Consider the following 25,275-nt stretch of genomic DNA (forward strand, 5'->3'; position numbering starts at 1 on the left):
ACAGTAAATAAGATATAGTAGAGAATGTTTGCTTCTGGCTTTGTGCCCTCTACAGGAAGATACTTAGGCGGTTATGAGCAAAAAAACAGACTTACCGGCCTTTCAATGTACAAAAGCTATCAGTTCACAACGTAGGCATTACAAACAACAGTGTGTTTTAATCGACGTGGAGCATATCAGTATTATTCCAGACCTTAATTAAAAATTGACTATTATTTGTACATGTATCTATCAGATTAGATCTGGTTTAAATTCTTCCCTGACCTGATTCGCTTTCCATCGAGTAATGTTTCCGTTGGCATCCACCAATATTATGATAACACGTGGATTGAAATGCAGCCTGCTACATGTTGATGAAAACTTATAACCATGCTCAGATGGTGCAATGGTATTCTAATTATGTTAGTAGCTAGCATCTTTAACATCTGTCTCAATATCTTTAACTTGTTTAGCTATTCTTTTGCTAAAATGATAGTCAATTTCTTCATCAGTCATATCTTTGACACTCTTATTAAAGTAGTGGGTTAAGACATATGCTTTCTGAGATATATTATATTCATCAAAGTTAGGAATATAGTTAGTTTCTCGCCGATTATATTTAATTTGAAAAAATGTTCTTACAAATGACTTAAAATTCAAAGTAACACTAAATCTATTACTCAATCTCTTCAAAAAATCATCTAGTCCATGTAATAATGTTTCATCATTAATTTCCGAGAAAAAGTACATCCATCCTCTTGATTTATTTTGAAATATACAACCTGTAATCCTTAGATTAATTCGCCATTCCAAAAACTCAGCACTTTTTAATTTAGAATGCTTGTAACCTGTAAATATAGCGAGCAATGATTCACGTAAATTTTCGACAGAACCTTTTCGTGCAGTTACTTTTCCAGTATCAAAATAATAGCCTAAATATCCAAATTCACTTCCATTTAAATAACCAGTACTTGACTTGTCAGGATTTTTTTTAGGATCATATACATTCAATCCCAGACGTTTAAAGCGAGAAATAAAATCATAGGTTATTTCTGGTGCATCTGAAGACTTACAGAGAATCATCACATCATCAACATATCTGTAATATTTGATACCAATTTTGTTGCGATAATACATATCAACATTTAAGAGATAAATAGCTGCCAATATATTCGAGATTGATAAACCTTGTGGAACTCCACGTTCAGAGGGCAAATCATCACGTTTTGGCTTAGACACTGTAGCAGAACGAATAGCTCTTGCAATCAAAGATAAAATCTTTTCATCTCTAATCTTGGCGCGTAACCTACTGATCAACTTATCATGCACAATTGATGGATAAAAATTAGCCACATCAAATTTCATGAAAAATTCATAATCTTCGTCGTTAATATTGTTCTTAACATTATTTACCATATCTTGTGGTAAATCAAAAAATACCAATCCTTGGTATATTTCTTGTAAAAAATCACATATTGCTCGAAGAGCGATCTTATCTCGGATAGTAGGTATAGAAATTTCTCTTGGTGGTTTTCCTCTACCTTTACTGATAAGTTTTAATTTATATTTATTGAATTTATAGTCACCTAAAAGACACTTTCGCTTAATGGTTTTTATTTCTTCTTTTTGAAATTTACAGAAAGTTTCATGTGACATGTTATCTATGCCAATAGCAGGAGATAATGAAATAATATCTTTATAAATTCTCTTGAGATTCTTTACGCTAAAGTGCTTTTTAAATATATCAGATGAACTCATTACGCTTCTCTCAACACAAATAAAATAGCCAAAGGAAATAAAAACAGAACTAAGAAGATAGCGAAATTCCGTAATGTGTAAAACCAAATCTGCACTCTATGCCACCATGTTGGGTGTTTTGTTAATAAATTTTTATCACATGTATTAAAGTCTTCATCAACCATTGCTTTAATAAAATCTCTTTCAAGATGGTTCTCTGAAACAGTTAATATCGATTGATACTCTTTATCTAGTTCGGTAAGGGTTGTGCTAATCAGGGAGGAAGTGTGAATTACACTTAACTTCTCATAACATTGTTTTATAAGCATCGCACGCCCTTTGAAATTCATATTGTTAATGAAAAGAGTCAGCACAAGAATTAAAACAGATAATGCAACCATGATAACAGATTCATTATCGTTTGCAGGTGGTTTTACAAGTGAGTAAATAGAATAACAAACTAAGAATGAGGAATACCATAGCAAAAGAAACTGAGAATAATAATCTAAATTTAAAAGTCTACGCTCAGCTTTTATTTTAGCCTTACGTGTCCACCAAACTTTATCAGAGAAAGTGCTTTTCATAAAAAATCCGTATTAAGGTGAGGCGTCTAAGGTAGTAATAATGTAACGCCTGTAAACAGACTAGTAAACTAGAGGACAAGCCTCCCAAAATTAGTTGCACCCAGTATGACTGGATGATCGCAAAGCGATACGCCTCGTATAAGAGAATACTCCTGTTTTTAATAAAAAAAAACTTTTTATGGCAAAAAGCTGCCTACTGATCTAACCCACGTCTTGCGGACATAGCTCTTCTCATCATTTTCCTGACCTGCTCCTGTAATATTAGAAATGTTTGCTTCTGGCACAAAACAGGTTGTCAGATTACACGAAATAATAAGCCTTTGTTTAGACCTGTTTCTGATTTTGTGTGATCACCTATCATAAATAGATAACTTCATATTATTTTTCATAGTGTTAAAAATAATAACTAATTTAACCCGATATACTTTATATAAAAACACCATGAAAAAACTTATCGAATTACGTCAACAAAAATCCGATTTAATTCAGCAAATGCGTTCACTGCTCACCAAAGCCGAAAACGAAAAGCGCTCACTGAATACCGATGAAGCCAAACAGTTCGACGAACTGCGCAGTCAGTCCGACACGCTGAATACTGAAATTGCCCGTTATGAAGCATTGGCTGATGAAGAACGCAGTCAGGCAAAAGCCCAGCCGACCAGCAAAAAACTCAACAATGATGAATTGCGCTACTACATCGTGACGGGCGAAACCCGCACCTTGTCTACGGCGGTTTCCTCAGACGGCGGCTATACCGTTATCCCCGAACTGAACAAGCAGATTATGCAGCAACTGGCGGATGAATCCGTCATGCGCCAAATCTGTACCATCAAAACCACACGCAGCAACGAGTATAAGCAGTTGGTTTCTGTCGGTGGCGCAGCAGTGGCGCACGGGGAAGAGGGCAAGGCACGCGGTGAGACGTCCACGCCGAAGATGGAAGAAGTCAGCATTAAGCTATTTCCTATCTACGCCTATCCCAAGACCACGCAGGAGATTATCGATTTTAGCGATGTGGATATCTTAGGCTGGCTGACGTCTGAAATTGCCGACACATTCATTGATACCGAAGAAACAGATCTCGTCAGCGGTGACGGTAGTAAAAAAGCGAAAGGCTTCCTGTCTTATCCGCGTGATGATAAAACCGACAAAGTACGTGCATTCGGTACATTGCAAAAACTGGAAGTTACCGCGCTTTCCGCCGATAGCCTGATTGACCTGAAATTCTTACTCAAGAACAAATATCGCAAAAATGCCGTCTGGGTGATGAACTCCGGCACAGCCGCTCAGGTGCAGAAGCTGAAAAACGGCAATGGTGATTATATCTGGCGGGAACGTTTACAGGCCGGTGATCCCGATATGCTGCTGGGCTTGCCTGTCCACTACCTCGAATTTATGCCGGAAGGTGTGATCGGTCTGGGTGACTTCAAACGCGGCTATTTCATTGTTGACCATGAAACCGGCATTCGTACCCGCCCTGACAATATCACCGAGCCGGGTTTTTATAAGGTACATACCGATAAATATCTGGGTGGCGGGCTGGTGGATTCCAACGCGATTAAGGTACTGGAAGTGAAAGCAGCCAGCAACTAAGCAGAAGGGGTATCGCGCCCCTTTCCAAGTCTTGGAGTCCATCAATGAAAAATGATTTTGAAATCCGCACTGCTTTGTTGTCTGCCAACAATAAGACACTGACAGGTTATGTGATTAAGTGGAACAGCCGATCCCATGTGCTGTGGGATGAGTTTGTCGAACAATTCGCGCCGAATGCGTTTAACGCCAGCTTAGCGGCAGAGGCTGATATCAGGGCGTTGTACGAGCATGACCCGATGAACCTGTTAGGCCGCACCACGTCCGGTACGTTACAGCTTGCCGAAGATGCCACCGGATTACATTTCGAGTTAACACCGCCAGATACGCAATTAGGACGTGATGTACTGGCGCTGGTTGAACGCGGTGATATACAAGGGATGTCCTTTGGTTTTCGTGCCATTAAAGATCAGTGGGATACAGGTCAAACACCTTATATCAGAACTGTGTTAGAAGCCGAATTACGGGAAATTACCATTACCAGCTTGCCCGCCTATCCTGAGAGCGGCGTAGAGATTGCCAAGCGTTCGCTGAATACCATTAAACCCAGCGACACTGACTTGCGTCATTACTGGCTGCAATTGTCTGAGGTGTAACTATGTGGCCGTTTAAGCGCAAAGCACCTGAAACCCGTAGTATGACGATGGAGGAGTTTCTTTCTCTGGCAGGCGTATCTAACACTAAATCGGGGGAGCATGTTTCACCCTCCACAGCGGAAGGTTTACCCGCCGTGATGAATGCCGTCACGGTGATTAGTGAAGCCGTTGCATCCATGCCTTGCTACCTCTATCGGGTTCAACACCAGAACAGCAAAGAGTCCCGCGAATGGCTGAGTGATCACCCGGTGGATTACTTGCTCAATGAGTGCCCGAATGACTGCCAGACCCCGTACCAGTTCAAGCGAACTTTGATGCGTCATTGCCTGCTGAATGGTAATGCGTATGCAGTGATTATCTGGGGGCTGGATGGTCAGCCGCAATCTCTCCACCCTTATCCTCCTTCTGTGGTCGTACCACAACGATTACCGGATCACCGGTTCGCCTACACCATTACCGAACCCTATAGCGGCAAGGTAAAAACCTATTTACAGGAAGAAGTCCTACACCTGCGCTATGCCACCGAAGACGGCTTTCTTGGCCGCTCACCCGTCACCATTTGTCGTGAAACCTTGGGCTTGGGGCTGGCACAACAACGCCACGGAGCCAGCATTATGAAAGAGGGCATGATGGCGGCGGGGGTGATTAAAGCCGCTGACTGGCTGGACGGAATCAAGGGAAACAAGGCACTGGAAGCCCTCGAACGTTATAAGGGTGCACGCAATGCAGGGAAAACGCCGATCCTTGAAGGCGGGATGGAATACCAGCAGTTAGGCATGAGTAACCAAGATGCGGAATGGCTGGCTTCCCGTCGCTTCACCATTGATGATATCGCCCGTATGTTCAATGTCAGTCCGATCTTTCTGCAAGAATATTCGAACAGTACCTACAGCAATTTTAGCGAGGCATCCCGCGCTTTTCTGACCATCACTATGCGCCCGTGGCTTGCCAATTTTGAACAACAAATCAAAGCGGCCTTGCTGATGAGTTCTCCAAAACGGGGTATTCGTTATCAGGTGGAATTTGACACTGCTGACTTACTGCGTGCTAATCCGAAAGAACGTTTCCAGAGTTATGAAACTGCCATTAAATCCGGCGTTATGTCACCGAATGAAGCCCGCGAACGCGAGGGATTATCGCCCCGTGAGGGCGGTGATGAATTCAGTCAGGCATGGAAACAAACGGTCGAAGTGAAAAAACCAGTGGAGAACAAGGCATGAGAGCAGGCAGATTGAGACACCGGATCACTCTTCAGAAAAATGAAATCACACGTGATGATTTTGGTTCGGTGATAAACAAATGGGTAGACGTTGCCGAAGTTTGGGCGGAAGTCATCGCAATTAGCGGGCGGGAACTGGTCGCATCGGGTGCAGTGCTATCCGAAGCTACCGTGCGTATCTGGCTGCGTTACCGTGATGATATCACCACAACAAATCGCATTGTCTATCAAGGCGCTAGCACCCACGGTAAGAGTTTTGCCATCGTTGCTGTTATCTCTGATCCGAAACACACCCGCTTAGAACTGCTTTGCAAGGGAGGCGTGAAATATGTCTGATATTGACATTCCCCTGAGTGAAATCAAACAACACTGTCGGATTGATGAAAGCGATACCCTTGATGATGCCCTCCTTACCACTTACGCCGAAGCCGCGCTGGAAGTGTGCCAGCAACATATCGGTAAGCGATTTGATAATGGCTTGGTTTTTACGCCAGCAATCAAAGTGGGTTGCCTGCTTTATATGGCTTGCTGTATGAAAATCGGGAAATGGCAACCGATATTGAGCTTAAAGAAGTGCCTTTTACCATAAAATCGCTGTGGTCTGTCTATCGTGATGTGGGAGTCTACTAATGCCGTGGCAACCGTTGAAACGCTGTAGCTACCCACATTGCCGCGAGCGGGTGAAATCAGGCCGATGCGAGCAACACCAGCGGGAAACCAGACATCAGCAGGACAAGCAACGCGGCACCCGAACCCAGCGAGGCTACAGCAATCGATGGGGACGCTATCGGCTGCTCTACCTGAAAGCCAATCCATTATGTGTTCATTGCTTACCGCAGGGTATTTACACGCCTGCAATCATTGTGGATCACATCATCCCGATACAGGGTGATGCTGATGTGCTGTTCTGGCCTGCATCCAACCATCAGGCATTATGCCAGACCTGCCATAACCGTAAGACCGTACAGACTGACCCCATCACCAAAGCAAAGCGCAAACAGGGGATTTATCGGCAACAGGAAACCGAAGCGGCAAGGTATCGAGACTGGTTATCAAATGAATAATAACAAAACGAAATAACGGGGTGGGGGTATCAAAAATGACAAATGTCCCTCCCAGCGGAACCGCCCCCTCCTTTAATTTTTACGCACGGCACTTTTTTTGAAAATAAAACAACAAGGAAAAAAATCATGGCAAGAGCGCCAAAACCGCCCACTTACCTTAATGATATCGCCGCCAGCCAATGGAAAGCCAAAGGTAAAATTTTAAGTGAGCGGGAAGACCTGAACGCCGCTGACTGGAACAATCTAGAACTCTATTGCGTGAACTATGCCATTTACCGAAAAGCGGTGGCAGACCTTGATATCAGGGGCTTTAGTATTGTTAACAGTCAGGGTAGTGAGAGTCGAAACCCGTCATTGAGTGCCAAAGCCGATGCTGAAAAAATCATGATAAAAATGTCGTCATTGCTGGGTTTTGATCCTGTATCACGGCGTAAAAATCCGGTGGAAACCGAGGAAGAAGACGAGCTGGATCGCCTATGAACATATGGGAACAATACGCTTTTGATATCGAAAACGGTAAAATTCCGGCCTGTAAACGCGTAAAACAGACCGTGAAACGCTATTATAACGACCTGAATAACCCGCTTTATGTGTTTGATTCGGCAGTAGTCGAGCGTTTTATTGCCTTTTCCCGTGTCTGTCCGCATGTCAAAGGCCACTTGCGTGGTAAATCCATCATCCTTGAACCGTGGCAGCAGTTTGCTTTTGCGAACCTGTTCGGCTTTAAGGTAAAAGTGACCGGACGCAGAAAATACCGAAGCGCTTATATTCAGGTGCCGCGTAAAAATGCCAAATCCACGGTGGCGGCAATACTGGCTAACTGGTTCTTAGTGATGGAACAAGGCCAGCAGGATATTTACACTGCCGCTGTCAGTCGAGATCAGGCGCGTATTGTGTTTGATGATGCCCGCCAGATGAGCCTGTTATCAAAGCCATTGAAAAAACGGGTAACTATCCAGCAACACAAAGTCACTTATCCGAAAACTAACAGTCTGTTAAAGCCGCTGGCCGCCAAAGCCGCCACCATTGAAGGGACTAACCCCAGTCTGGCGATTGTCGATGAATATCACTTACACCCTGATAACGCCGTGTATTCAGCTCTTGAGTTGGGGATGGGCGCACGTCCCGAAGGTATCCTGTTTGCCATCACCACCGCAGGCAGTAACGTTATTTCGGCCTGTAAGCAGCACTATAATTATTGTTGTCAAATACTGGGCGGGGAAGAACAAAACGAATCCCTGTTTGCCTTGATTTACGAACTGGACGACGAGAACGAGATTGATGATGAATCCCTTTGGATTAAAGCCAATCCCAATCTGAATGTGTCAGTAGATAGTGATGCTTTGCATGACACCATCCAGAAAGCGCGAGGCATTCCCTCACAATGGACGGAGATGTTAACCAAACGCTTTAATATTTGGTGTCAGGGTGAAACGCCGTGGATGGGTGAAGGCGCATGGAAAGCTTGCCAGCAAGATTATGATGAAAACGACCTCAAAGGGCTGGAGTGCTACGCCGGACTGGATTTGTCTTCAACAGGGGATATAACCAGCATTTGTTACATGTTCCCCGTGGATAATGAGCTGTTATTACTGACCCGTCATTATCTCCCCGAAGCCCAGTTACAGAATCCCGCCAATAAAAATCGGGCTGTCTATCGCCAATGGGCACAAGCAGGCTGGATACGTACCACCGCAGACGACTGCATTGATTATGACCGTATCCGTGATGATATTCTTAACGACAGCCAGCACTTTGATATCAAGCTGGTCGGCTTTGACACATGGAACGCCACGCACTTAAGAACCCAACTACAAGGCGCAGGGCTGGATGTTGAACCCTTCCCGCAAACCTATCTGCGCTTTAGTCCCGTGGCTAAATCTGCCGAAGTCTTCGTGAATCGCAAAATCATTCGTCACAACGGCGATCCGGTTCTCGCATGGGCCATGTCCAATGTCGTAATGGAAACCGACGCGAACGCCAATATCAAACCGAACAAGAAGAAATCCGCGAATAAAATCGACCCTGCGATTGCATTTCTGATGAGCTTTGGCACATGGCAGATTGAGCATGAAGAGTTTGCATTTAGCCTCAATGATGAATATAAACAGAGACTGGCTAGCTTTGATGGTATTTAATTTTCTTAATTCCCAGATAGAGCAGAGATTAATAAAACCAATGGCTTAAAAGGTGAGAAATCTCACCTTTACTCTGCTAAATTTTATCAGTCATCTGATAAAATTCATTAATTCCTCGTGTGTTATTTTATGTCATCCTGCCATCAACACATGCAACTCACCTATTGAATTAAATCAAGCTGTACTCTCCAATATTGATGAACCGATTTTATTGATGTTCACAGGCGGAGAAGTACCCCTCCGCCTCATATTGCCAAAGATATTTTCAATAAACCTCTTTGGTTTAATTAGCAATCTATATTGTTAATACATGAGGAATAAATATGAGTATTCAAGATAAAAAGCCTGAGTCAAAAGCCTTAGATGATGACGGCCTTGTTGTCGTTACAACACCAGAATATGTCAAAGATTCGGTTAGAGAAGCGATTGAAGATCATGCTCAGAGTCGTAATCATCCAGATGCGACGCTGCAAGATAAAGGATTTGTTACACTGAGCAATGATGTTGGTAGTGATAGCGAAACTAGTGCAGCAACGCCAAAAGCGGTTAAGACAGCATACGACTTAGCAAACAAAGCAAATAATAATGCTGATATCCGTTTGGCGAAAGACCAGAATGGAGCAGATATACCTAACAAAGAGGAATTTGTTAAGAATCTTGGATTAGAACCACTAATGGAAGGATTAGCATTACCTGTTGGAGTTCCTGTCCCTTGGCCGACAGAAAACCCTCCAGAAGGCTGGCTTATATGTAACGGTGATTCATTTGATAGAGCAAAATATCCGAAACTTGCTCTTGCCTATCCGTCTGGGGAATTACCTGATTTGAGAGGGGAATTTATTCGTGGGCTAGATAATGGACGTGGTATTGATCCTAAGCGCACATTACTCTCTGAACAGAGAGCAACCATGTTACCGTCAATTGCTACCTATAAATACAGTGATAATAATGGTGTTTTAGTTTCACCGCCAGTAGGATCATATCCTGACAATTCAAATACCTTAGCTAGTGATTATGAGGAAGCTACAACTCTGCCAGACGACCAGAATTCAGGCCACCCGTATCTTAGTGCCAGACTTACACCATATGGCTCTGTAGGCCTCGCGTCGTTTCGTGTTCGACCTCGCAATATAGCATTCAACTATATAGTGAGAGCTGCTTGATTCTGAGTTGATACAGATAATTTCCAACACGTAATTTTCTTCGGTTTCATATCAATCCCACCTATTATTTTTATTTCAGCATCAGGGGCAATCAGCCCCTGTTCTTAAGCATCTTAATGTGTTTAATGAAATATAACGCAAAAAGTTAAGCATTTATACGAGTTCGCTTATTGAACCAGATAAGACAATTCGTTAAAGTAGCCCCGCCATTGGCAAAATCCAATGGTCAGGGATTTGCAACCCTGTAGAGCTATCCACTGGTAGGATGTTTCTACCAGTGTGCCTGCGTTCGCCTTTTCTATGGTGGTTCAGGCAGGGGAGGCTTCGGCCTCGCCGGACGATAGCTCCCGGTATTGCAAACCCTGTCTGAATCGCCACCATCAATGCTTAATTAATGGAAGGGGTAGCAGGAATGAATAACGTTAGAAATGACTGGCATCAAGCCGACATTATCGCTGCATTACGTAAACGTGGTACAACCTTAGCGGCGGTATCCCGTGAAGCGGGACTCAGTTCTTCCACATTAGCGAATACACTTTCTCGCCCGTGGCCTAAAGGCGAATGGATTATTGCCAATTTTCTCAATATTCACCCGTCTGAAATCTGGCCTAGCCGTTATTTTGATATGAACGGTAATCTTATCGAACGTAAAGTTCGCGATAAATCATCAAAGTAATTATTCTAATACTGGAAAAACATCAGGGAAATAGTCACCTCATTTCATTGCTCACAGAATGTTATTGGCGTTGATGGGGTGGCACTATCGGTGATGTTATTACGGAAAGGTCAGATGATAACCGTTACGGGGAAATCTTCTTACTGGCGGGGAACTTCAGTCTCTCAATAGCTTTCGACGAAATGCGTCGCAACCCTCTATAGCTCCGAACACGCCTTAATTTTAAATATCTTTATTTTTCTTTCTGGTACTTATGCTTTTCAACGCGTCTTTATGTTGAGCCATTTTTGGTGGGGTAATCGGTGGGGTAATTTTAAATAAATAAGCACTTCTTCATATGAAAAAGTGCTTATTAAACAACATGATCTAAGACTAGGATCAGTTCATGCCGTATTTTTTCAGTTTCTTACGCAGAGTACCACGGTTGATTCCCATCATCAGTGCTGCACGGGTTTGGTTACCACGGGTGTATTGCATCACCATGTCCAACAGTGGTTGTTCTACTTCAGCCAGTACCAGCTCATACAGGTCATTAACGTCTTGACCGTTCAGTTGAGCAAAATAGTTCTTCAGTGCTTGTTTAACTGAATCACGCAGAGGTTTTTGAGTCACCTGATCTTGTGAATTTACAGTAGCAACGGTTAGTACATCAGAATTTACGCGTTGTTCGAACATAGTTCTGTCAGCTCTTTTCTTTATTTACGCAAAAATTTTCGAAGTATGCCTCCAACGCCTCCAGCTGTTCGCTGGCATCCTCAATGGCGTTGAATGTGCGCCGAAACTGGTCATCAGGAGCATGTCCCTTGAGATACCAAGATACATGCTTGCGTGCAATACGAACTCCTTTGCCTTGACCGTAAAAGTCATGCAGTTCTCGTACATGCTCGCTCATTAAACGCTGCACGTCGCCAAAGGGCATCGGTGGCAGCAATTCTCCTGTTTCCAGATAGTGCTGGATTTCCCGAAAGATCCAGGGTCTTCCCTGAGCAGCGCGGCCTATCATCAGGGCATCAGCCCCGGTGTAGTCAAGCACTGCTCTGGCTTTTAGCGGGTCAGTAATGTCACCATTAGCAATAATTGGAATGGCAACAGTCTGCTTAACTGTCCGAATATTGTCGTACTCGGCCTCACCATTAAACAGGCAGGCTCGTGTCCTGCCATGTATCGTAAGAGCCTGAATACCACAACGCTCGGCCAATTGGGCAATTTCTACACAGTTACGTTCTTCCGGTGACCACCCTGTGCGAATCTTCAGAGTAACAGGCACATCAACCGCATTGACTACCGCAGAAAGGATTTTTTCAACCAGTTCTGGATAACGCAGTAATGCAGAGCCTGCCAGCTTACGATTCACTTTTTTGGCTGGGCACCCCATATTGATATCGATGATCTGAGCGCCATTGTTGACGTTAATTTTCGCCGCCGCCGCCATTTCATCGGGATCACTACCGGCAATTTGTACAGAACGCACTCCGGGTTCGTCGCTATGAACCATACGCAGCCGAGATTTATCCGTCTTCCAAACCTGTGGATTGGAAGAAAGCATTTCTGAGACTGCCATTCCTGCGCCCATATGATAGCAAAGAGATCGAAACGGGCGATCTGTTATGCCGGCCATAGGGGCTGCAATAAGACAGTTTTTCAACTGGTATTGTCCGATACGCATAGGCGAAGAAAGAGTGGTCAACTGTGACTAAGGGCGCGTATATTACGCATTTTTCACAAGATATGAAAGGCCAAACTTTGAGCGAATCGATATTTATAACGGATTTCTTCCAGTTGATTTTTTAAAAATTAGTTAATTATCTTTAAATAACATTAACTTATGTTTTATTGATGAAATTTATTATTACCTATATTTCTAATCACAAAGAGAGCGGATTACCACCAATTAACCTCCCAAGTAATCATTTTAGTGGATAATCTCGCTTTTCAATAGACATTGATTGATTATTTTTTAATCCCTGTGATGCGGCACCACTCTTCTTGTTCTGCTATCGGATCGATAATGAATTCATCGTTATAGGCTTGAGCAACGCCTTCAGCCTGACTTGCCAGAACGCCAGACAAGCCCAATAATCCACCAGATTTAGGCAATGAACCGATGATCGGTGCCAATTCACGCAGTGGGCCAGCCAAGATATTGGCAATCACGATGTCACATTCGAGGTCACTAGGTTGATCTTTAGATAGATAGAGGGTTAATTGGCCAGATACACCGTTGCGTTCGGCGTTATCTCGGCTGGCCTGAATCGCTTGAGGGTCGATATCAATACCGATGGCCTGTTTCGCTCCCAGTTTCAAGGCCGCGATAGCTAAGATTCCTGAACCACAGCCGAAATCGATAACGGTTTTACCTGCTATATCAAGACCGTCGAGCCATTGTAAGCAAAGGGAAGTGGTTGGGTGAGTACCGGTTCCGAACGCCAGACCGGGATCAAGCATGACATTGACGGCGTCAGGTTCTGGAACTTCGCGCCAGCTAGGACAAATCCACAGACGGTCGCCGAAGCACATGGGGTGGAAGTTGTCCATCCACTCTCGCTCCCAGTCTTTATCTTCCAGTTGCTCAATTTTGTGGATGAAACCCTGACCTAACTGTGGAACCTGTTCTAATTGGCTCACAACGGCTTTCATATCCATTTCAGCATCGTACAGGCCGATAACATCGGTATCGCCCCATAAACGGGTTTCGCCCGGCAGGGGCTCGAAAATAGGGGTATCGTGGCTATCTTGAAAAGTCACTGATACTGCGCCACTTGCCATTAGCTCATCGCCCAATGCTTCAGCTTGTTGTCCCGTGGTGTTTAATCTTAATTGTATCCAAGGCATAAAAATTCTCTTTTTGTGAATCGATTTATTGTGGAGCAGCGGTTTGTTGCGTGCGTTTATTACCCATCATATTTCCTATCCCGAATGCCAGTAAACTCAATAAAAGAGATGGCACGATTGGATGGAAACCAAGAAGTTGGATATTGAAAGTCGCCAGCAGCGTGTAGGTGGTGGCACCTATCAGCATTGAGCTGATCGCGCCGTGGGCATTGGCTTTTTCCCAGTATAACCCCAGCACCAGAGGCCAGAGGAAAACAGCTTGCAGACCGCCAAATGCCAGCAGGTTTAGCCAGATGATCATCTCAGGTGGGCGCCATGCAGCCAGCAGCAGTAATGCACCTAAAAACAGGGTGGAGTAGCTGGAGATGCGCGAGAGTTTTTTCTCTTGGCTGATCTGTTGAGGAAACAGGTTTAAATAGAGATCTTTGACGATTGTGGCCGAAGATTGCAGTAGTTGGGCATTAATGGTGGACATAATCGCCGCCATTGGTGCAGCCAAAAAAATCCCCGCAGCGACAGGAGGCAATACGGTGATCATCAAGGTTGGGATCACTTGGTCGGGAATGGTTAGATCAGGAATGATCGCCCGACCGAGTGCGCCAGCAAGATGCATGCCGAACATCAGGATCGCCATGACGATAGTGCCAATGATAATACCGCGATGAACCGCCTTGCTATCTTTGTAGGAAATGCAGCGCACGGCAGTATGTGGCAGCCCAATCACGCCAAAGCAGACCAATACCCAGAAGGACGCCATAAATGGCCCTGTGAGGATATTACCGGCACCGTGAGGCGAAACCAGATTCGGGTCAATGGCTCGTAGTGTCGTCACTGCTGCTGATAGCCCACCCGCTTTGTAGATAACCCCTGTCAGCAATAACACGGTTCCCAGCAGCATCACCAGCCCTTGCAAGGCATCATTAAGGACACTGGCTCTAAATCCGCCAAATGCGGTGTAAAGGGCAATCGAAACGCCAAAAATCAGCAGCCCCGTATCGTAAGGGATACCTGCGGCTGTCTCCAGCAAACGCGCTCCGCCGATGAATTGTACTGTCATCGCACCGACAAAGGCGACCAGCAGGCTCAGGCTGGAAAACCAGACCAAAAAGCGGCTCTGATAGCGTGCATAAAGCATATCATTGAGTGTGACCGCGTTGTAACGGCGGGCGAGGATGGCAAATTTTTTCCCCAGTACGCTAAGGGAGAGCCATATCGCGGGCAGTTGGATCAGTGATAGCAGCACCCAGCCGATACCGTACTTATAAGCCGCGCCTGGGCCACCAATAAATGAACTGGCACTGATATAGGTTGCTGTAATGGTCATGGCCAGTACAAAGCCGCCCATTGAGCGATTGCCGAGAAAATACTCATTCAGGAAGTCGCCCGTTTGACGGCGGCGGTAAGCATAGATTGATAGCAGGAAAACCAATGCCAAATATCCCACTAGAGGCAGAATCACTTCACTTTGCATCAACGTCCTCCAGCGGAACTTCCTTGAATATAAACTTCACCATTAGCCAGCAGAGGATGATAAATAAGGCGGGCAGCAGCAGGCAAGCCAGTTCAAACCAGCGAGGCAATCCAGTTAATCCAATAGTATCACTGGGTAAATAGGCACACAGTAGCCAACCAACAAGATAAGCCAACGTTAGGAACACTGCCCAGCGTGCTTCTTTATTGGATTGAACAAATCGTCCGTCCATCCGTTCTCCGGGTAACTTACATGAAACAATATGAGGGGAATTGTACGGTAACGTGCAGATTTATTCAGGGAAAAATGTGCCATAGAAATCAGAACAAAACCATAATGCCGTCTTATTTTTTGACAAGATAGCGCCTGATTGAAGTCCGCATATATTTTGCCGATTTGTTAACAATGGAGAAATGAGTTTAAAGTCTGATAAGAATGGGATTAAATTTGAGACGTAAGAAAGCATTCTTGAATGAATGCCGGATATTTTTCTGAATGCGATTTCCCCATTTTGGTAAGAAGATTGAAATGAAAAATAGATTACATTTAGCAACGAACTGTTAACTCGTTGTTCTCCTGATAATAAGACAAACTGATATTATATCTACTGATTATAGTTTTTTTAATTTGTTGATATTGAATGTAAAATATTTATATCAGCTAGCTCATTATAATGAATTTGATTGTTATTTTTTTATTTTTCCACTCACTGAGTTGATTTTTTTTGGGTTTTTAATTAAATAAGGTAATGCGCATAAAGATCTTTTTTATATTTGAGTTACCTGTGATTGCCTAATTAAATTATTTTTTTCTGTTAAAAAAATTGGTCTCATAGATGATAATGAATAATATTATTCACCTGACTTATATTTTTATTTGGAATTTGTCGAGTATAGGAAAGAGGCGTGAATGTTATCAACTCATTGCATCGAACAAGGTAAAGAGTATTAATTGCAAGGGTTGGTTAACATGCTAAAAAAACAAAGCAGGCTGTGGACAGATAAACAGCATCACTTACTCAAATGGGTGGTCTGGGTAAATATTTTTGCCCAGATTGCTTTTCCGGTGGTGGGGGCCTTCACGCCCACCGTAGCGGTTGCCAAAACACCGACTATTGCACAGGAAAGTCGTCCCCTTAGTAAACCTTTTACGGAACTCGGAGAGGGGGATGAAATTGACGTCCCCAAATCTTCTCCCAGTAAACCGCTGGCGGAAAGTCTGAGTCAGGCTTCTGCCAATGAATCCCCCGAAAATGCCACCGAACGCTGGCTGGCGAATGCGGCTTCCCGTGCTGCTGGGGTGCTGAAAAGCGGCAACATGGTGGACAGTGTCAAAAACCAGTTACACGGTATGGCGCTCAGTGAAGCTAATCAGGCTGTGCGAAACTGGTTGCAACGTTACGGTACGATCAAATTGCAGGCCAATGTGGATAACCGTGGGCGTTTGGACGGCAGTCAGTTTGATATGCTGTTGCCGCTGTATGACACCGAAAAACAGATGGCCTTTACCCAGTTTGGCCTGCGCCGAATTGACAGTCGCACCACGGCTAACTTGGGTCTGGGGCAGCGCCATTTCTTCGATACCAGCATGTTTGGCTATAACGCCTTCCTTGACCATGACATTACCCGTGACCATACCCGTTTTGGGATTGGGGCCGAGTATGCCCGTGATTTTATGAAATTCGGGGCAAATGGTTATTTCCGGGTGAGTGGCTGGAAAGAGGGGAAAAAACTGAAAGATTATGAAGAACGTCCAGCCAATGGCTTTGATCTGCGTGCTGAGGGTTATGTGCCAATCTATCCCGAACTGGGCGGTAAGCTGGTCTATGAGCAGTATTTTGGTGATGAAGTTGGCCTGTTGAGTGAAGAACGCCGGCAGAAAAATCCATCTGTCTTTACTGTGGGGGCCAACTATACCCCGATCCCATTGGTGACGTTGGGCATTGACCGCAAACAGAGTGCGCAGGGGCACGGTGAAACCCAGTTTAATTTCGGCCTGAACTATGAATTGGGAACGCCGTGGTCAAAACAGATTGACCCGGATGCCGTGGCCTTTAAACGCAGTCTTCAAGGCGGGCGTTATGATTTGGTTGAGCGTAATAATCAAATCGTACTGGAATACCGGAAAAAAGAGCTGGTACACCTGATGATGGGAGACAGGATTAAAGGGCACGGAGGTGAAGTGATCCCATTGAATGTCAGTGTCAGCGCCAAACATGGTCTGAAAGAAATTGTTTGGGATACGGCAAATCTGGTGGCCGGCGGCGGCAAGCTGGAAAAACTGGATGAACAATCGGTTCACGGGGAAACGCGTAGCCTGTTCAAAAGCGCGGTTGTCCTGCCCGTTCGCGGTGGAACGCATTATGTGCTGACTTTGCCACCGTACCATAACAAGGGCAACAACGCTTATGCCTTGTCTGGCGTCGCCTATGACAATCAGGGCAACGCCTCTGAGCGGGCGGAAACTCAGATACAGGTGATCCCTTTGTCTATTGATCTTAAAGGCTCGGGGTTTGAGCCGCCCCGTACATCCATGGTGGCGGATGGGAAAATCCAAACTGTGATCCGGCTGAAACTGATCGATAAGGATGGAAAGGCCGTCAGCAGGGCTGTGGGTCATATTATATTAATCCCTGACTTGAGTGGCCTGAAAGGTGAAGGTAAAAACCCAGAATTGGGCACAGAAATCAAAGAAGTGCCGGAAGGGAGTGGTATTTATGAAGTGATCGCCACTGCCGGTACCAGACACGGTAAATGGGCAATCAGGGCAAAAGTGGATGGCTATGAACTGCCTTCTGCCGTTGTTGATTTTTACTTATCATTGGCGGAGATGGTGGATACGGAAAAGTCTCAATTTAAGGTATCAAAAGAGAGTGTCTTCGAGTCAGATGAGTCAGGATCCTTCCAACTGGATTTATTTGATAAAAGTGGTTCTATTATCACAGGAGTAGCAGACCACTTTACTTTGGAGATCAACGATAGTGAACTGTATGGTGAAGGTAAAAAACCGACTATAGGTGAGGTAAAAGAAGTACCACCAGATAGTGGTCACTATGAATGGCCTTTTAAGGGGGAAGATACGCAAGGCAGGTTATCGGTCACAGCAATAGTTGATGGGCAGAAGATAAAAACGGTCAATGTAATCTTTGGCAATGTGTTAGCAGATATCATTAGTGAAACATATTCCACGTTTAATGTAGATTCCACGACGCTGGAAGCCGACGGTCAGCAGCAAACCACACTGGCACTGGTTCTGAAAGACACTCAAAATAACCCGATCCCCAATATTCAGCCGCGCCTCCGGTTTACTGGCAGTGGATTGTCCGGCAGCGGGGATGATCCGACGATAGAGGCGATTCAGGAAGATCCGGCTCACAGCGGCACGTATACCGCCAAAGTAACCGCCGGCACGAAAACCGGTGCATGGGCGGTGACGCCACAGGTGGATGGTAAGGTGCTGAGTAAAATTGCCGTCAAGGTGACGTTTAATCCGCCCTTAGCCGACGTTGTCAGTGAAACACGCTCCACGTTCAGCGCTGATCCCAATATGCTGGAAGCCGACAATCAGCAACAGGCGACACTAAAGCTGGTGCTGAAAGACGGCCAGAATAACCCCATGCCCAATATTCAGCCGCGCCTCCGGTTTACTGGCAGTGGATTGTCCGGCAGCGGGGATGATCCGACGATAGAGGCGATTCAGGAAGATCCGGCTCACAGCGGCACGTATACCGCCAAAGTAACCGCCGGTACGAAAACCGGTGCATGGACGGTGACGCCGCAGGTGGATGGTAAGGTGCTGAGTAAAATTGCCGTCAAGGTGACGTTTAATCCGCCCTTAGCCGACGTTGTCAGTGAAACACACTCCACGTTCAGCGCCGACCCCAATATGCTGGAAGCCGACAATCAGCAACAGGCGACACTAAAGCTGGTGCTGAAAGACAGCCAGAATAACCCCATGCCCAAGATTCAGCCGCGTCTCCGGTTTACTGGCAGTGCCTTGTCCGGCAGCGGGGATGATCCGACGATAGAGGCGATTCAGGAAGATCCGGCTCACAGCGGCACGTATACCGCCAACGTGACCGCCGGTACGAAAACCGGTGCATGGACGGTGACGCCGCAGGTGGATGGTAAGGTGCTGAGTAAAATTGCCGTCAAGGTGACGTTTAATCCGCCCTTAGCCGACGTTGTCAGTGAAACACACTCCACGTTCAGCGCCGACCCCAATATGCTGGAAGCCGACAATCAGCAACAGGCGACACTAAAGCTGGTGCTGAAAGACAGCCAGAATAACCCCATGCCCAATATTCAGCCGCGTCTCCGGTTTACTGGCAGTGCCTTGTCCGGCAGCGGGGATGATCCGACGATAGAGGCGATTCAGGAAGATCCGGCTCACAGCGGCACGTATACCGCCAAAGTAACAGTCGGTACGAAAACCGGTGCATGGACGGTGACGCCGCAGGTGGATGGTAAGGTGCTGAGTAAAATTGCCGTCAAGGTGACGTTTAATCCGCCCTTAGCCGACGTTGTCAGTGAAACACACTCCACGTTCAGCGCCGACCCCAATATGCTGGAAGCCGACAATCAGCAACAGGCGACACTAAAGCTGGTGCTGAAAGACAGCCAGAATAACCCCATGCCCAATATTCAGCCGCGTCTCCGGTTTACTGGCAGTGCCTTGTCCGGTAACGGAGATGATCCCAAGATAGAGGCGATTCAGGAAGATCCGGCTCACAGCGGCACATATACCGCCAAAGTAACAGTCGGTACGAAAACCGGTGCATGGACGGTGACACCGCAGGTGGATGGTAAGGTGCTGAGTAAAATTGCCGTCAAGGTGATGTTTAATCCGCCAACAGCTCCAACTATAAGAAATCTGAAACTGAAAGTTGACAATCAAAAAATGCTGGTCGTGGGTGAAACACTGCAAGTTGAATATGTATATGAACACAGTGGTGGAAATAAAATAGATAGTTCTGTCTATGCTTGGGGTGAGGAAGGAAAAACAGTCGCAGCCGTGGAAGAGTTGGCGAATGCCGGAATCAACGGGGCAAATTCTAATTTGCAGAGCAACAGTGGAGGTTTGGTAAAGGGTATAGTGAATAATGGGAAGATACAAGACTACCTTATTATAGAAGAACATGCCGGTAAAGTGCTTGAATTCTCAATATTGGCGAGAAACGGGCTGGATATCCGTGCAAAAGATATTTTAACACTCACAACCAACGATTCTAAAAATCAGGGCAATGATACAGTGAGTAAAATACCTGGAGGTAGGGTTGCAAACTTTGCGGATGCTGTTGAAGTTAAGCTGGATGCTCAGGGCAAGGGTGATACAGTAACCATAGGTAATAATCCAGTTGTTAGACTTAGGGCTAGAGCCAATCTTACACCAAATGCTGATATAGACTCTGCTCAGTTGACGGTTACACCTAAAAAGTATGGTAAGTCTGTAGCTTGGGTACCTGTGGCTATTAATATGAGTGGGCTTAATCGACAAGGTAACCAAGTACAGCAGACGGATGTCAAAACCATGTTAGATGGTCAAGAGGGATCGTTTACTGGCTATACAGATCAGACTGGTCAGCTGGTTATGACTGTCTCTGATCCAAATGGCATAGGTATAAGAACAACGTTGAAGGCTGTTGCGGATGGTGCCACAGTGCCTATAGAGGAGGAAACTGATATTATCTTCACGGTTATTACCAGCCCAGATGTGAAAGAGGCCAACTATTGGGGGCATATGTTTGAATGGATTCAGGTTGGTGCTATCTACTTTCAACGTTCATACCTGTACAAAGAGGTAAGCAGTTCGACAAGTCAGCAAATTTCACCAGCTCGTGAAACAAATGAAGATTGGGTATTAGGTGTCAACTATTTCGCTGAAGAGGTCTGCCAACAAGTAAGGATGAGAATGCCACGCATAGAGGAGTTGGAAGCATTAGGAAATCAAGTGCCTGTAGGGAAAAATGAATTTACTAATAAATACGGTTGGCCCACCCATTCTCAGTTTGCGTACTATCGTTCAAGCTCTAGCCCCCCGGATAGCGGGGGGATAATAAAGTATCACGATAATTACACCTACGACCTGACTACGAAACAGACGCATGTTAATGGAGTTGATGATAGGAGAATGGTTTCTTGTGTATATGAGTAATGTATAGAACTCTTATTTGGGGAACATTCAGATGGCAAAGATTGATGTTATCTGCCAACCTTGTCAGCTTTTTTCAACATCAGTTGCAAATTAGAAACTCTGTTTACGATTTTATAAGGTGACCGCTTAGGCGGTCATCGAATTCCGCCCTAAATAAAAATCCCATCTTAAAAAAGATGGGATTTCATTAACTCAAACCAACAAACTCTGAACAAGAGCCAAAGAAACCTTACTTATCCTGCAAGCCCAATTTCTTCTCCAGATAGTGGATATTGGTTCCGCCTTTCTGGAAGTTCTCATCATTCATGATTGCCAGTTGCAGGTCGATATTGGTCTTGATGCCATCAATGATCAACTCGGCCAGCGCATTTTTCATACGCGCAATGGCCACTTCACGGGTTTCGCCATAAGTGATCAGTTTACCGATCATGGAATCATAGTAAGGCGGTACGGTATATCCTGCATAGATATGGGATTCCCAGCGCACGCCAAACCCGCCCGGAGAGTGGAAATGCGTGATTTTGCCCGGACTTGGCAGGAAGGTTTTCGGATCTTCCGCGTTGATACGGCATTCGATCGCATGACCTTTGATTTCGATATCTTCCTGCTTGATGGTCAGCGGCATACCTGCTGCAATACGCAGTTGCTCTTTGATCAGATCAACGCCAGTGATCATTTCAGTCACGGGGTGCTCAACCTGAATACGGGTATTCATCTCAATAAAGTAGAATTCACCGTTTTCGTACAGGAATTCAAACGTACCTGCTCCGCGATAACCAATTTCAACACACGCATTGGCACAGCGCTCACCGATGCTGCGGCGCAGCTCTGGTGAAATGCCCGGTGCAGGCGCTTCTTCCACCACTTTCTGGTGACGGCGCTGCATAGAGCAGTCACGTTCAGCCAGATAGAGTGCGGTGCCCTGACCATCGGCCAATATCTGAATTTCAACATGACGTGGGTTTTCAAGGAATTTCTCCATGTACACCATGTCATTGTTGAAAGCAGCCTTGGCTTCTGCGCGGGTCATGGCGACGGATTGTTCCAGATCTTTGTCGCTGCGTACAACGCGCATACCACGACCGCCACCACCACCCGATGCCTTGATGATCACCGGATAACCGATGCGGTTTGCGATCGTTTTATTTTTCTCGGTATCGTCACCCAATGGGCCATCAGATCCGGGAACGCAAGGTACTCCGGATTTTTTCATCGCGCTGATTGCAGAAACTTTATCTCCCATCAAACGGATGGTGTCCGCTTTCGGGCCAATGAAAATAAAGCCGGAACGCTCAACCTGCTCGGCAAAGTCGGCGTTTTCAGACAGGAAGCCATAACCCGGATGGATTGCCTGTGCACAAGTGATTTCCGCCGCAGAAATAATGGCAGGAATGTTCAGGTAACTTTTTGCTGAGGCCGCAGGACCGATACAGACGGTTTCATCCGCCAGCAAGACGTGTTTCAGGTCACGGTCTGCCGCAGAATGCACAGCAACGGTTTTAATCCCGAGTTCCTTACAGGCTCTCAGGATACGCAGTGCAATTTCACCGCGGTTAGCAATGACAATTTTTTCAAGCATGGGGGCGCCTCGTTATTCGATGACGACCAGTGGCTCGTCGAATTCAACAGGTTGACCGTCTGGAGCCAGAATCGCTTTTACTACGCCAGTTTTGTCAGCTTCGATCTGGTTCATCATTTTCATGGCTTCAACGATGCACAGGGTTTCGCCCTGAGTCACATGCTGGCCGACTTCGATGAAAGGTTTCGCATCTGGGCTTGGTGAACGGTAGAACGTACCGACCATTGGGGAACGAACAATGTGACCGCTAATTTCCGCCGGTTTGTCAGCAACGGCTGGCGCTGCGGCTTGCACTGGCTGCTGAACAGGCGCAGAGATATATTGCTGAGTCATTGGCATCGCTGGAGCTACTATTGTGCGGCTGATGCGTACTGACTCTTCACCTTCAGAAATTTCCAGTTCAGAAATGCCAGATTCTTCAACCAGCTCGATCAGTTTTTTTATTTTACGAATATCCATGAGTGTGATTCCGTACTCTTATATAAATTAGTTGGATGTTGACAAGCGGTTGACCGCTGCCTGTAATGCAAAACTATAACCATCTGCACCTAACCCGCAGATTACGCCGACTGCAATATCGGAAAGATATGAGTGGCGGCGGAAGGGTTCACGGGCATGCACGTTGGAGAGGTGAATCTCAATAAATGGGATATCCACTGCCAGAAGTGCGTCGCGTAGTGCCACGCTGGTATGCGTGTATGCTGCAGGGTTAATCAAAATAAAATCAGTATATTCCCGTGCCGAATGAATTCTCTCAATCAGTTCAGATTCTGCGTTGGATTGCAGATGGGATAATTCGACGCCCGATTGGTGAGCTTCTTTTGACAGTTTGTTAACGATGCCATCGAGCGTTAACTTGCCGTAGGTCTCTGGCTCTCGTGTTCCCAACAGATTCAGGTTGGGGCCATTCAAGAGTAAAATGCGAAACTTGTCTGCCATTGTGCTGGTATCTCCGGCAATCTGTCAACAATCGATCAAGATAACTCGATGTCAACGGTTTGTCATCTCTTTCTGATATCTATATTTGTAAACTTGGCGATAAAGCCCGACATTATAAACATATCGTGGCATTTAGCAGCTAAATACTGGTCTTATCAGCGCACCTTCACCACTGTTCTGCCAGTAACCTGATTGTTTATCAACTTATTGGCGTATTCGATCACTTGGTCTAATGCAATTTCATTGGCTGCCCGTTGGTAAAAGGTATCTGGCAGCAACTTTTGCAATCGCTGCCAAATAGCGGGGCGTTTCGAGGCGGGAACAGTGACGGATTCAACGCCCTGCAAGCGAATATTGCGCAGGATAAAGGGCATCACGGTGGTTGGGAGATGGCTGTCACTCGCCATACCGCAGGCGGCTACCGTACCGTTGTAATGCACCTGTGCCAGCAAGGTCGCCAGTGTTGTACCTCCTACTGTATCAATCACACCGGCCCAACGCTGTTTTTCCAATGGGCGTGATGGCTGGTTAAAGTCACTGACAGGCAGGATAGCTTTTGCACCCAGCGAGAGCAGATAACCTTGATTATCGGGTTTGCTGCTGATTGCGACGACGGAATAACCCAACTGTGACAGCAAGGCAATTGCTGTGCTGCCAACACCGCCACTGGCACCCGTTACAGCAATTTCCCCGCTTTCAGGTGTCACTCCCCCTTGTTCCAACACCATGACACACAACATGGCCGTGAAGCCTGCCGTGCCGATGATCATCGCTTGTCGGGTACTTAATGCTTGCGGCAATGGCGTTAGCCATTCACCAGATACTTTCGCTTGTTCTGCCAACCCGCCCCAGTGCGTTTCCCCCACGCCCCAGCCAGTTAGCAAAACGTGCTGACCGACATGAAAACGAGGATCTTCGGAATGATGAACAACACCGGCAAAATCGATCCCCGGCACCATCGGAAATTGGCGGATGATTTTCCCTTTGCCGGTAATGGCAAGGGCATCTTTGTAATTGAGCGTTGACCAATGGACATCAACGGTCACATCACCTGATGGCAACTGAGAGGCATCAATATCCTGAATGGATGCGAATAATGTTTCGTGTTGTTCAAGCAATAAGGCTTTCATGATCATTCTCCCTTGATGGGTATCTACCTGACACCATTACCTGTTTGGCATCACCACAATTTTTGGCGTTATCACAATATAGATAAAATCCGATGAGCTGAAACGGGCAGGCAACAATATTGTGATAGAGAGTGGCAAAACTGTGGTTACTTATTTTTGTTCAGGATGGCACTGTAAAAGATAATAATATACAGGATAACAATAAGGAGAATGGTTTGAATAACAGGCTCAGAATCATCCTTATTTTTGCCGATTGTTGTTGAAGATAACGATATTTTTTCAAATCTGATCCTTAACCTCACCGAATTTATTTATTACTTTTATACTTAAAGAACCATTTTTTTACCCCGTGGGAAGAAGAAAATTTTTGAGGGAATGTGAATATTGGTTGAACTTGCTGAAATGATTATAGGGCAACATAGAAG

21 protein-coding genes and 1 pseudogene are annotated in these 25,275 nt (G+C 45.6%); 11 read left to right on the plus strand and 11 right to left on the minus strand.

Annotated features, from left to right (window positions below):
- Positions 1-402: 402 nt before the first annotated feature.
- Positions 403-1,737, minus strand: coding sequence for a reverse transcriptase domain-containing protein (locus H8A87_RS10610; protein ID WP_198689944.1), 1,335 nt, complete (start codon positions 1,735-1,737; stop codon positions 403-405).
- On the minus strand, positions 1,737-2,300 hold the full coding sequence (locus H8A87_RS10615; protein WP_198689945.1) for an SLATT domain-containing protein: 564 nt from the start codon (positions 2,298-2,300) through the stop codon (positions 1,737-1,739). Before H8A87_RS10615 ends, H8A87_RS10610 begins: the two co-directional genes overlap by 1 nt.
- Positions 2,301-2,741: 441 nt before the next feature.
- On the opposite strand from H8A87_RS10615, the gene H8A87_RS10620 reads away from it, so the two are divergent.
- The 10 genes and pseudogenes from H8A87_RS10620 (at position 2,742) to H8A87_RS10665 (ending at position 10,746) form a co-directional block, all read left to right on the plus strand.
- Positions 2,742-3,893, plus strand: a complete 1,152-nt coding sequence (locus H8A87_RS10620) for a phage major capsid protein (RefSeq protein WP_198689946.1) — start codon at positions 2,742-2,744, stop codon at positions 3,891-3,893.
- Between the two features lie 44 nt (positions 3,894-3,937).
- A complete protein-coding gene (locus tag H8A87_RS10625; RefSeq protein WP_198689947.1) occupies positions 3,938-4,486 on the plus strand; it encodes an HK97 family phage prohead protease in 549 nt (182 codons plus the stop codon).
- A gap of 2 nt (positions 4,487-4,488) precedes the next feature.
- A complete protein-coding gene (locus H8A87_RS10630) occupies positions 4,489-5,706 on the plus strand; it encodes a phage portal protein (RefSeq protein ID WP_198689948.1) in 1,218 nt (405 codons plus the stop codon).
- Positions 5,703-6,041: a phage head closure protein gene (locus H8A87_RS10635; RefSeq protein WP_198689949.1), complete on the plus strand. Its 339-nt coding sequence runs from the start codon at positions 5,703-5,705 to the stop codon at positions 6,039-6,041. The genes H8A87_RS10630 and H8A87_RS10635 overlap by 4 nt, the downstream gene beginning before the upstream one ends.
- Positions 6,034-6,335, plus strand: a pseudogene (locus tag H8A87_RS10640) (head-tail connector protein). The gene H8A87_RS10635 and the pseudogene H8A87_RS10640 overlap by 8 nt, the downstream one beginning before the upstream one ends.
- Entirely contained in the window at positions 6,335-6,769 is a 435-nt protein-coding gene (locus H8A87_RS10645) for an HNH endonuclease signature motif containing protein (protein ID WP_198689950.1), read from the plus strand. Before H8A87_RS10640 ends, H8A87_RS10645 begins: the two are co-directional and overlap by 1 nt.
- A 126-nt stretch (positions 6,770-6,895) precedes the next feature.
- Complete coding sequence (locus H8A87_RS10650; protein ID WP_086954148.1) at positions 6,896-7,249, plus strand: phage terminase small subunit P27 family; 354 nt, start codon at positions 6,896-6,898, stop codon at positions 7,247-7,249.
- On the plus strand, positions 7,246-8,907 hold the full coding sequence (locus H8A87_RS10655) for a terminase large subunit (protein ID WP_198689951.1): 1,662 nt from the start codon (positions 7,246-7,248) through the stop codon (positions 8,905-8,907). The genes H8A87_RS10650 and H8A87_RS10655 overlap by 4 nt, the downstream gene beginning before the upstream one ends.
- A gap of 323 nt (positions 8,908-9,230) precedes the next feature.
- Positions 9,231-10,070, plus strand: coding sequence for a phage tail protein (locus tag H8A87_RS10660; protein ID WP_198689952.1), 840 nt, complete (start codon positions 9,231-9,233; stop codon positions 10,068-10,070).
- Between the two features lie 412 nt (positions 10,071-10,482).
- On the plus strand, positions 10,483-10,746 hold the full coding sequence (locus H8A87_RS10665; RefSeq protein WP_198689953.1) for a helix-turn-helix domain-containing protein: 264 nt from the start codon (positions 10,483-10,485) through the stop codon (positions 10,744-10,746).
- A gap of 378 nt (positions 10,747-11,124) precedes the next feature.
- On the opposite strand, the gene fis is transcribed toward H8A87_RS10665, so the two are convergent.
- From fis to H8A87_RS10690, 5 genes are all read right to left on the minus strand, one after another.
- Positions 11,125-11,421, minus strand: coding sequence for a DNA-binding transcriptional regulator Fis (gene fis / locus H8A87_RS10670; protein ID WP_010847912.1), 297 nt, complete (start codon positions 11,419-11,421; stop codon positions 11,125-11,127).
- A gap of 7 nt (positions 11,422-11,428) precedes the next feature.
- Positions 11,429-12,412, minus strand: coding sequence for a tRNA dihydrouridine synthase DusB (gene dusB, locus H8A87_RS10675; protein ID WP_198690033.1), 984 nt, complete (start codon positions 12,410-12,412; stop codon positions 11,429-11,431).
- 284 nt (positions 12,413-12,696) lie between these two features.
- A complete protein-coding gene (gene prmA, locus H8A87_RS10680; protein ID WP_198689954.1) occupies positions 12,697-13,578 on the minus strand; it encodes a 50S ribosomal protein L11 methyltransferase in 882 nt (293 codons plus the stop codon).
- A gap of 25 nt (positions 13,579-13,603) precedes the next feature.
- A complete protein-coding gene (gene panF / locus H8A87_RS10685; RefSeq protein WP_198689955.1) occupies positions 13,604-15,049 on the minus strand; it encodes a sodium/pantothenate symporter in 1,446 nt (481 codons plus the stop codon).
- A complete protein-coding gene (locus H8A87_RS10690; protein WP_198689956.1) occupies positions 15,039-15,281 on the minus strand; it encodes a YhdT family protein in 243 nt (80 codons plus the stop codon). The genes panF and H8A87_RS10690 overlap by 11 nt, the downstream gene beginning before the upstream one ends.
- Before the next feature lie 737 nt (positions 15,282-16,018).
- Between H8A87_RS10690 and H8A87_RS10695 the strand changes: the two genes are divergently transcribed.
- Positions 16,019-21,202 (plus strand): inverse autotransporter beta domain-containing protein, encoded by a 5,184-nt coding sequence (locus H8A87_RS10695; RefSeq protein WP_198689957.1) that lies wholly within the window; start codon positions 16,019-16,021, stop codon positions 21,200-21,202.
- A gap of 229 nt (positions 21,203-21,431) precedes the next feature.
- Here the strand turns inward: H8A87_RS10695 and accC are convergent, their stop codons facing one another.
- From accC to acuI, 4 genes are all read right to left on the minus strand, one after another.
- The gene (accC, locus tag H8A87_RS10700; RefSeq protein ID WP_198689958.1) at positions 21,432-22,781 is read right to left on the minus strand and encodes an acetyl-CoA carboxylase biotin carboxylase subunit; all 1,350 of its coding nucleotides are present in this window, start codon (positions 22,779-22,781) and stop codon (positions 21,432-21,434) included.
- Between the two features lie 12 nt (positions 22,782-22,793).
- Positions 22,794-23,240: an acetyl-CoA carboxylase biotin carboxyl carrier protein gene (accB, locus tag H8A87_RS10705; RefSeq protein ID WP_198689959.1), complete on the minus strand. Its 447-nt coding sequence runs from the start codon at positions 23,238-23,240 to the stop codon at positions 22,794-22,796.
- 27 nt (positions 23,241-23,267) lie between these two features.
- Positions 23,268-23,720, minus strand: a complete 453-nt coding sequence (gene aroQ, locus H8A87_RS10710) for a type II 3-dehydroquinate dehydratase (protein WP_198689960.1) — start codon at positions 23,718-23,720, stop codon at positions 23,268-23,270.
- A gap of 155 nt (positions 23,721-23,875) precedes the next feature.
- Positions 23,876-24,850 carry an acrylyl-CoA reductase (NADPH) gene (gene acuI, locus H8A87_RS10715; protein ID WP_198689961.1) on the minus strand — a complete coding sequence of 325 codons (975 nt, stop codon included), beginning with the start codon at positions 24,848-24,850 and terminating at the stop codon, positions 23,876-23,878.
- Positions 24,851-25,275 lie beyond the last annotated feature (425 nt).

This window comes from Xenorhabdus lircayensis (assembly GCF_016306625.1).
Taxonomy (GTDB): Bacteria; Pseudomonadota; Gammaproteobacteria; order Enterobacterales; family Enterobacteriaceae; genus Xenorhabdus; species Xenorhabdus lircayensis.

Bases quoted from the DNA above. Each gene is read 5' to 3' on its own strand.
- H8A87_RS10650 (WP_086954148.1), top strand. From the start codon at position 6,896: ATGGCAAGAGCGCCAAAACCGCCCACTTACCTTAATGATATCGCCGCC.
- H8A87_RS10610 (WP_198689944.1), bottom strand. From the start codon at position 1,737: ATGAGTTCATCTGATATATTTAAAAAGCACTTTAGCGTAAAGAATCTC.
- dusB (WP_198690033.1), bottom strand. From the start codon at position 12,412: ATGCGTATCGGACAATACCAGTTGAAAAACTGTCTTATTGCAGCCCCT.
- H8A87_RS10615 (WP_198689945.1), bottom strand. From the start codon at position 2,300: ATGAAAAGCACTTTCTCTGATAAAGTTTGGTGGACACGTAAGGCTAAA.
- panF (WP_198689955.1), bottom strand. From the start codon at position 15,049: ATGCAAAGTGAAGTGATTCTGCCTCTAGTGGGATATTTGGCATTGGTT.
- H8A87_RS10645 (WP_198689950.1), top strand. From the start codon at position 6,335: ATGCCGTGGCAACCGTTGAAACGCTGTAGCTACCCACATTGCCGCGAG.
- accB (WP_198689959.1), bottom strand. From the start codon at position 23,240: ATGGATATTCGTAAAATAAAAAAACTGATCGAGCTGGTTGAAGAATCT.
- fis (WP_010847912.1), bottom strand. From the start codon at position 11,421: ATGTTCGAACAACGCGTAAATTCTGATGTACTAACCGTTGCTACTGTA.
- H8A87_RS10665 (WP_198689953.1), top strand. From the start codon at position 10,483: ATGAATAACGTTAGAAATGACTGGCATCAAGCCGACATTATCGCTGCA.
- H8A87_RS10690 (WP_198689956.1), bottom strand. From the start codon at position 15,281: ATGGACGGACGATTTGTTCAATCCAATAAAGAAGCACGCTGGGCAGTG.
- H8A87_RS10625 (WP_198689947.1), top strand. From the start codon at position 3,938: ATGAAAAATGATTTTGAAATCCGCACTGCTTTGTTGTCTGCCAACAAT.
- H8A87_RS10630 (WP_198689948.1), top strand. From the start codon at position 4,489: ATGTGGCCGTTTAAGCGCAAAGCACCTGAAACCCGTAGTATGACGATG.
- H8A87_RS10620 (WP_198689946.1), top strand. From the start codon at position 2,742: ATGAAAAAACTTATCGAATTACGTCAACAAAAATCCGATTTAATTCAG.
- acuI (WP_198689961.1), bottom strand. From the start codon at position 24,850: ATGAAAGCCTTATTGCTTGAACAACACGAAACATTATTCGCATCCATT.
- H8A87_RS10660 (WP_198689952.1), top strand. From the start codon at position 9,231: ATGAGTATTCAAGATAAAAAGCCTGAGTCAAAAGCCTTAGATGATGAC.
- accC (WP_198689958.1), bottom strand. From the start codon at position 22,781: ATGCTTGAAAAAATTGTCATTGCTAACCGCGGTGAAATTGCACTGCGT.
- H8A87_RS10635 (WP_198689949.1), top strand. From the start codon at position 5,703: ATGAGAGCAGGCAGATTGAGACACCGGATCACTCTTCAGAAAAATGAA.
- prmA (WP_198689954.1), bottom strand. From the start codon at position 13,578: ATGCCTTGGATACAATTAAGATTAAACACCACGGGACAACAAGCTGAA.
- H8A87_RS10655 (WP_198689951.1), top strand. From the start codon at position 7,246: ATGAACATATGGGAACAATACGCTTTTGATATCGAAAACGGTAAAATT.
- H8A87_RS10695 (WP_198689957.1), top strand. From the start codon at position 16,019: ATGCTAAAAAAACAAAGCAGGCTGTGGACAGATAAACAGCATCACTTA.
- aroQ (WP_198689960.1), bottom strand. From the start codon at position 23,720: ATGGCAGACAAGTTTCGCATTTTACTCTTGAATGGCCCCAACCTGAAT.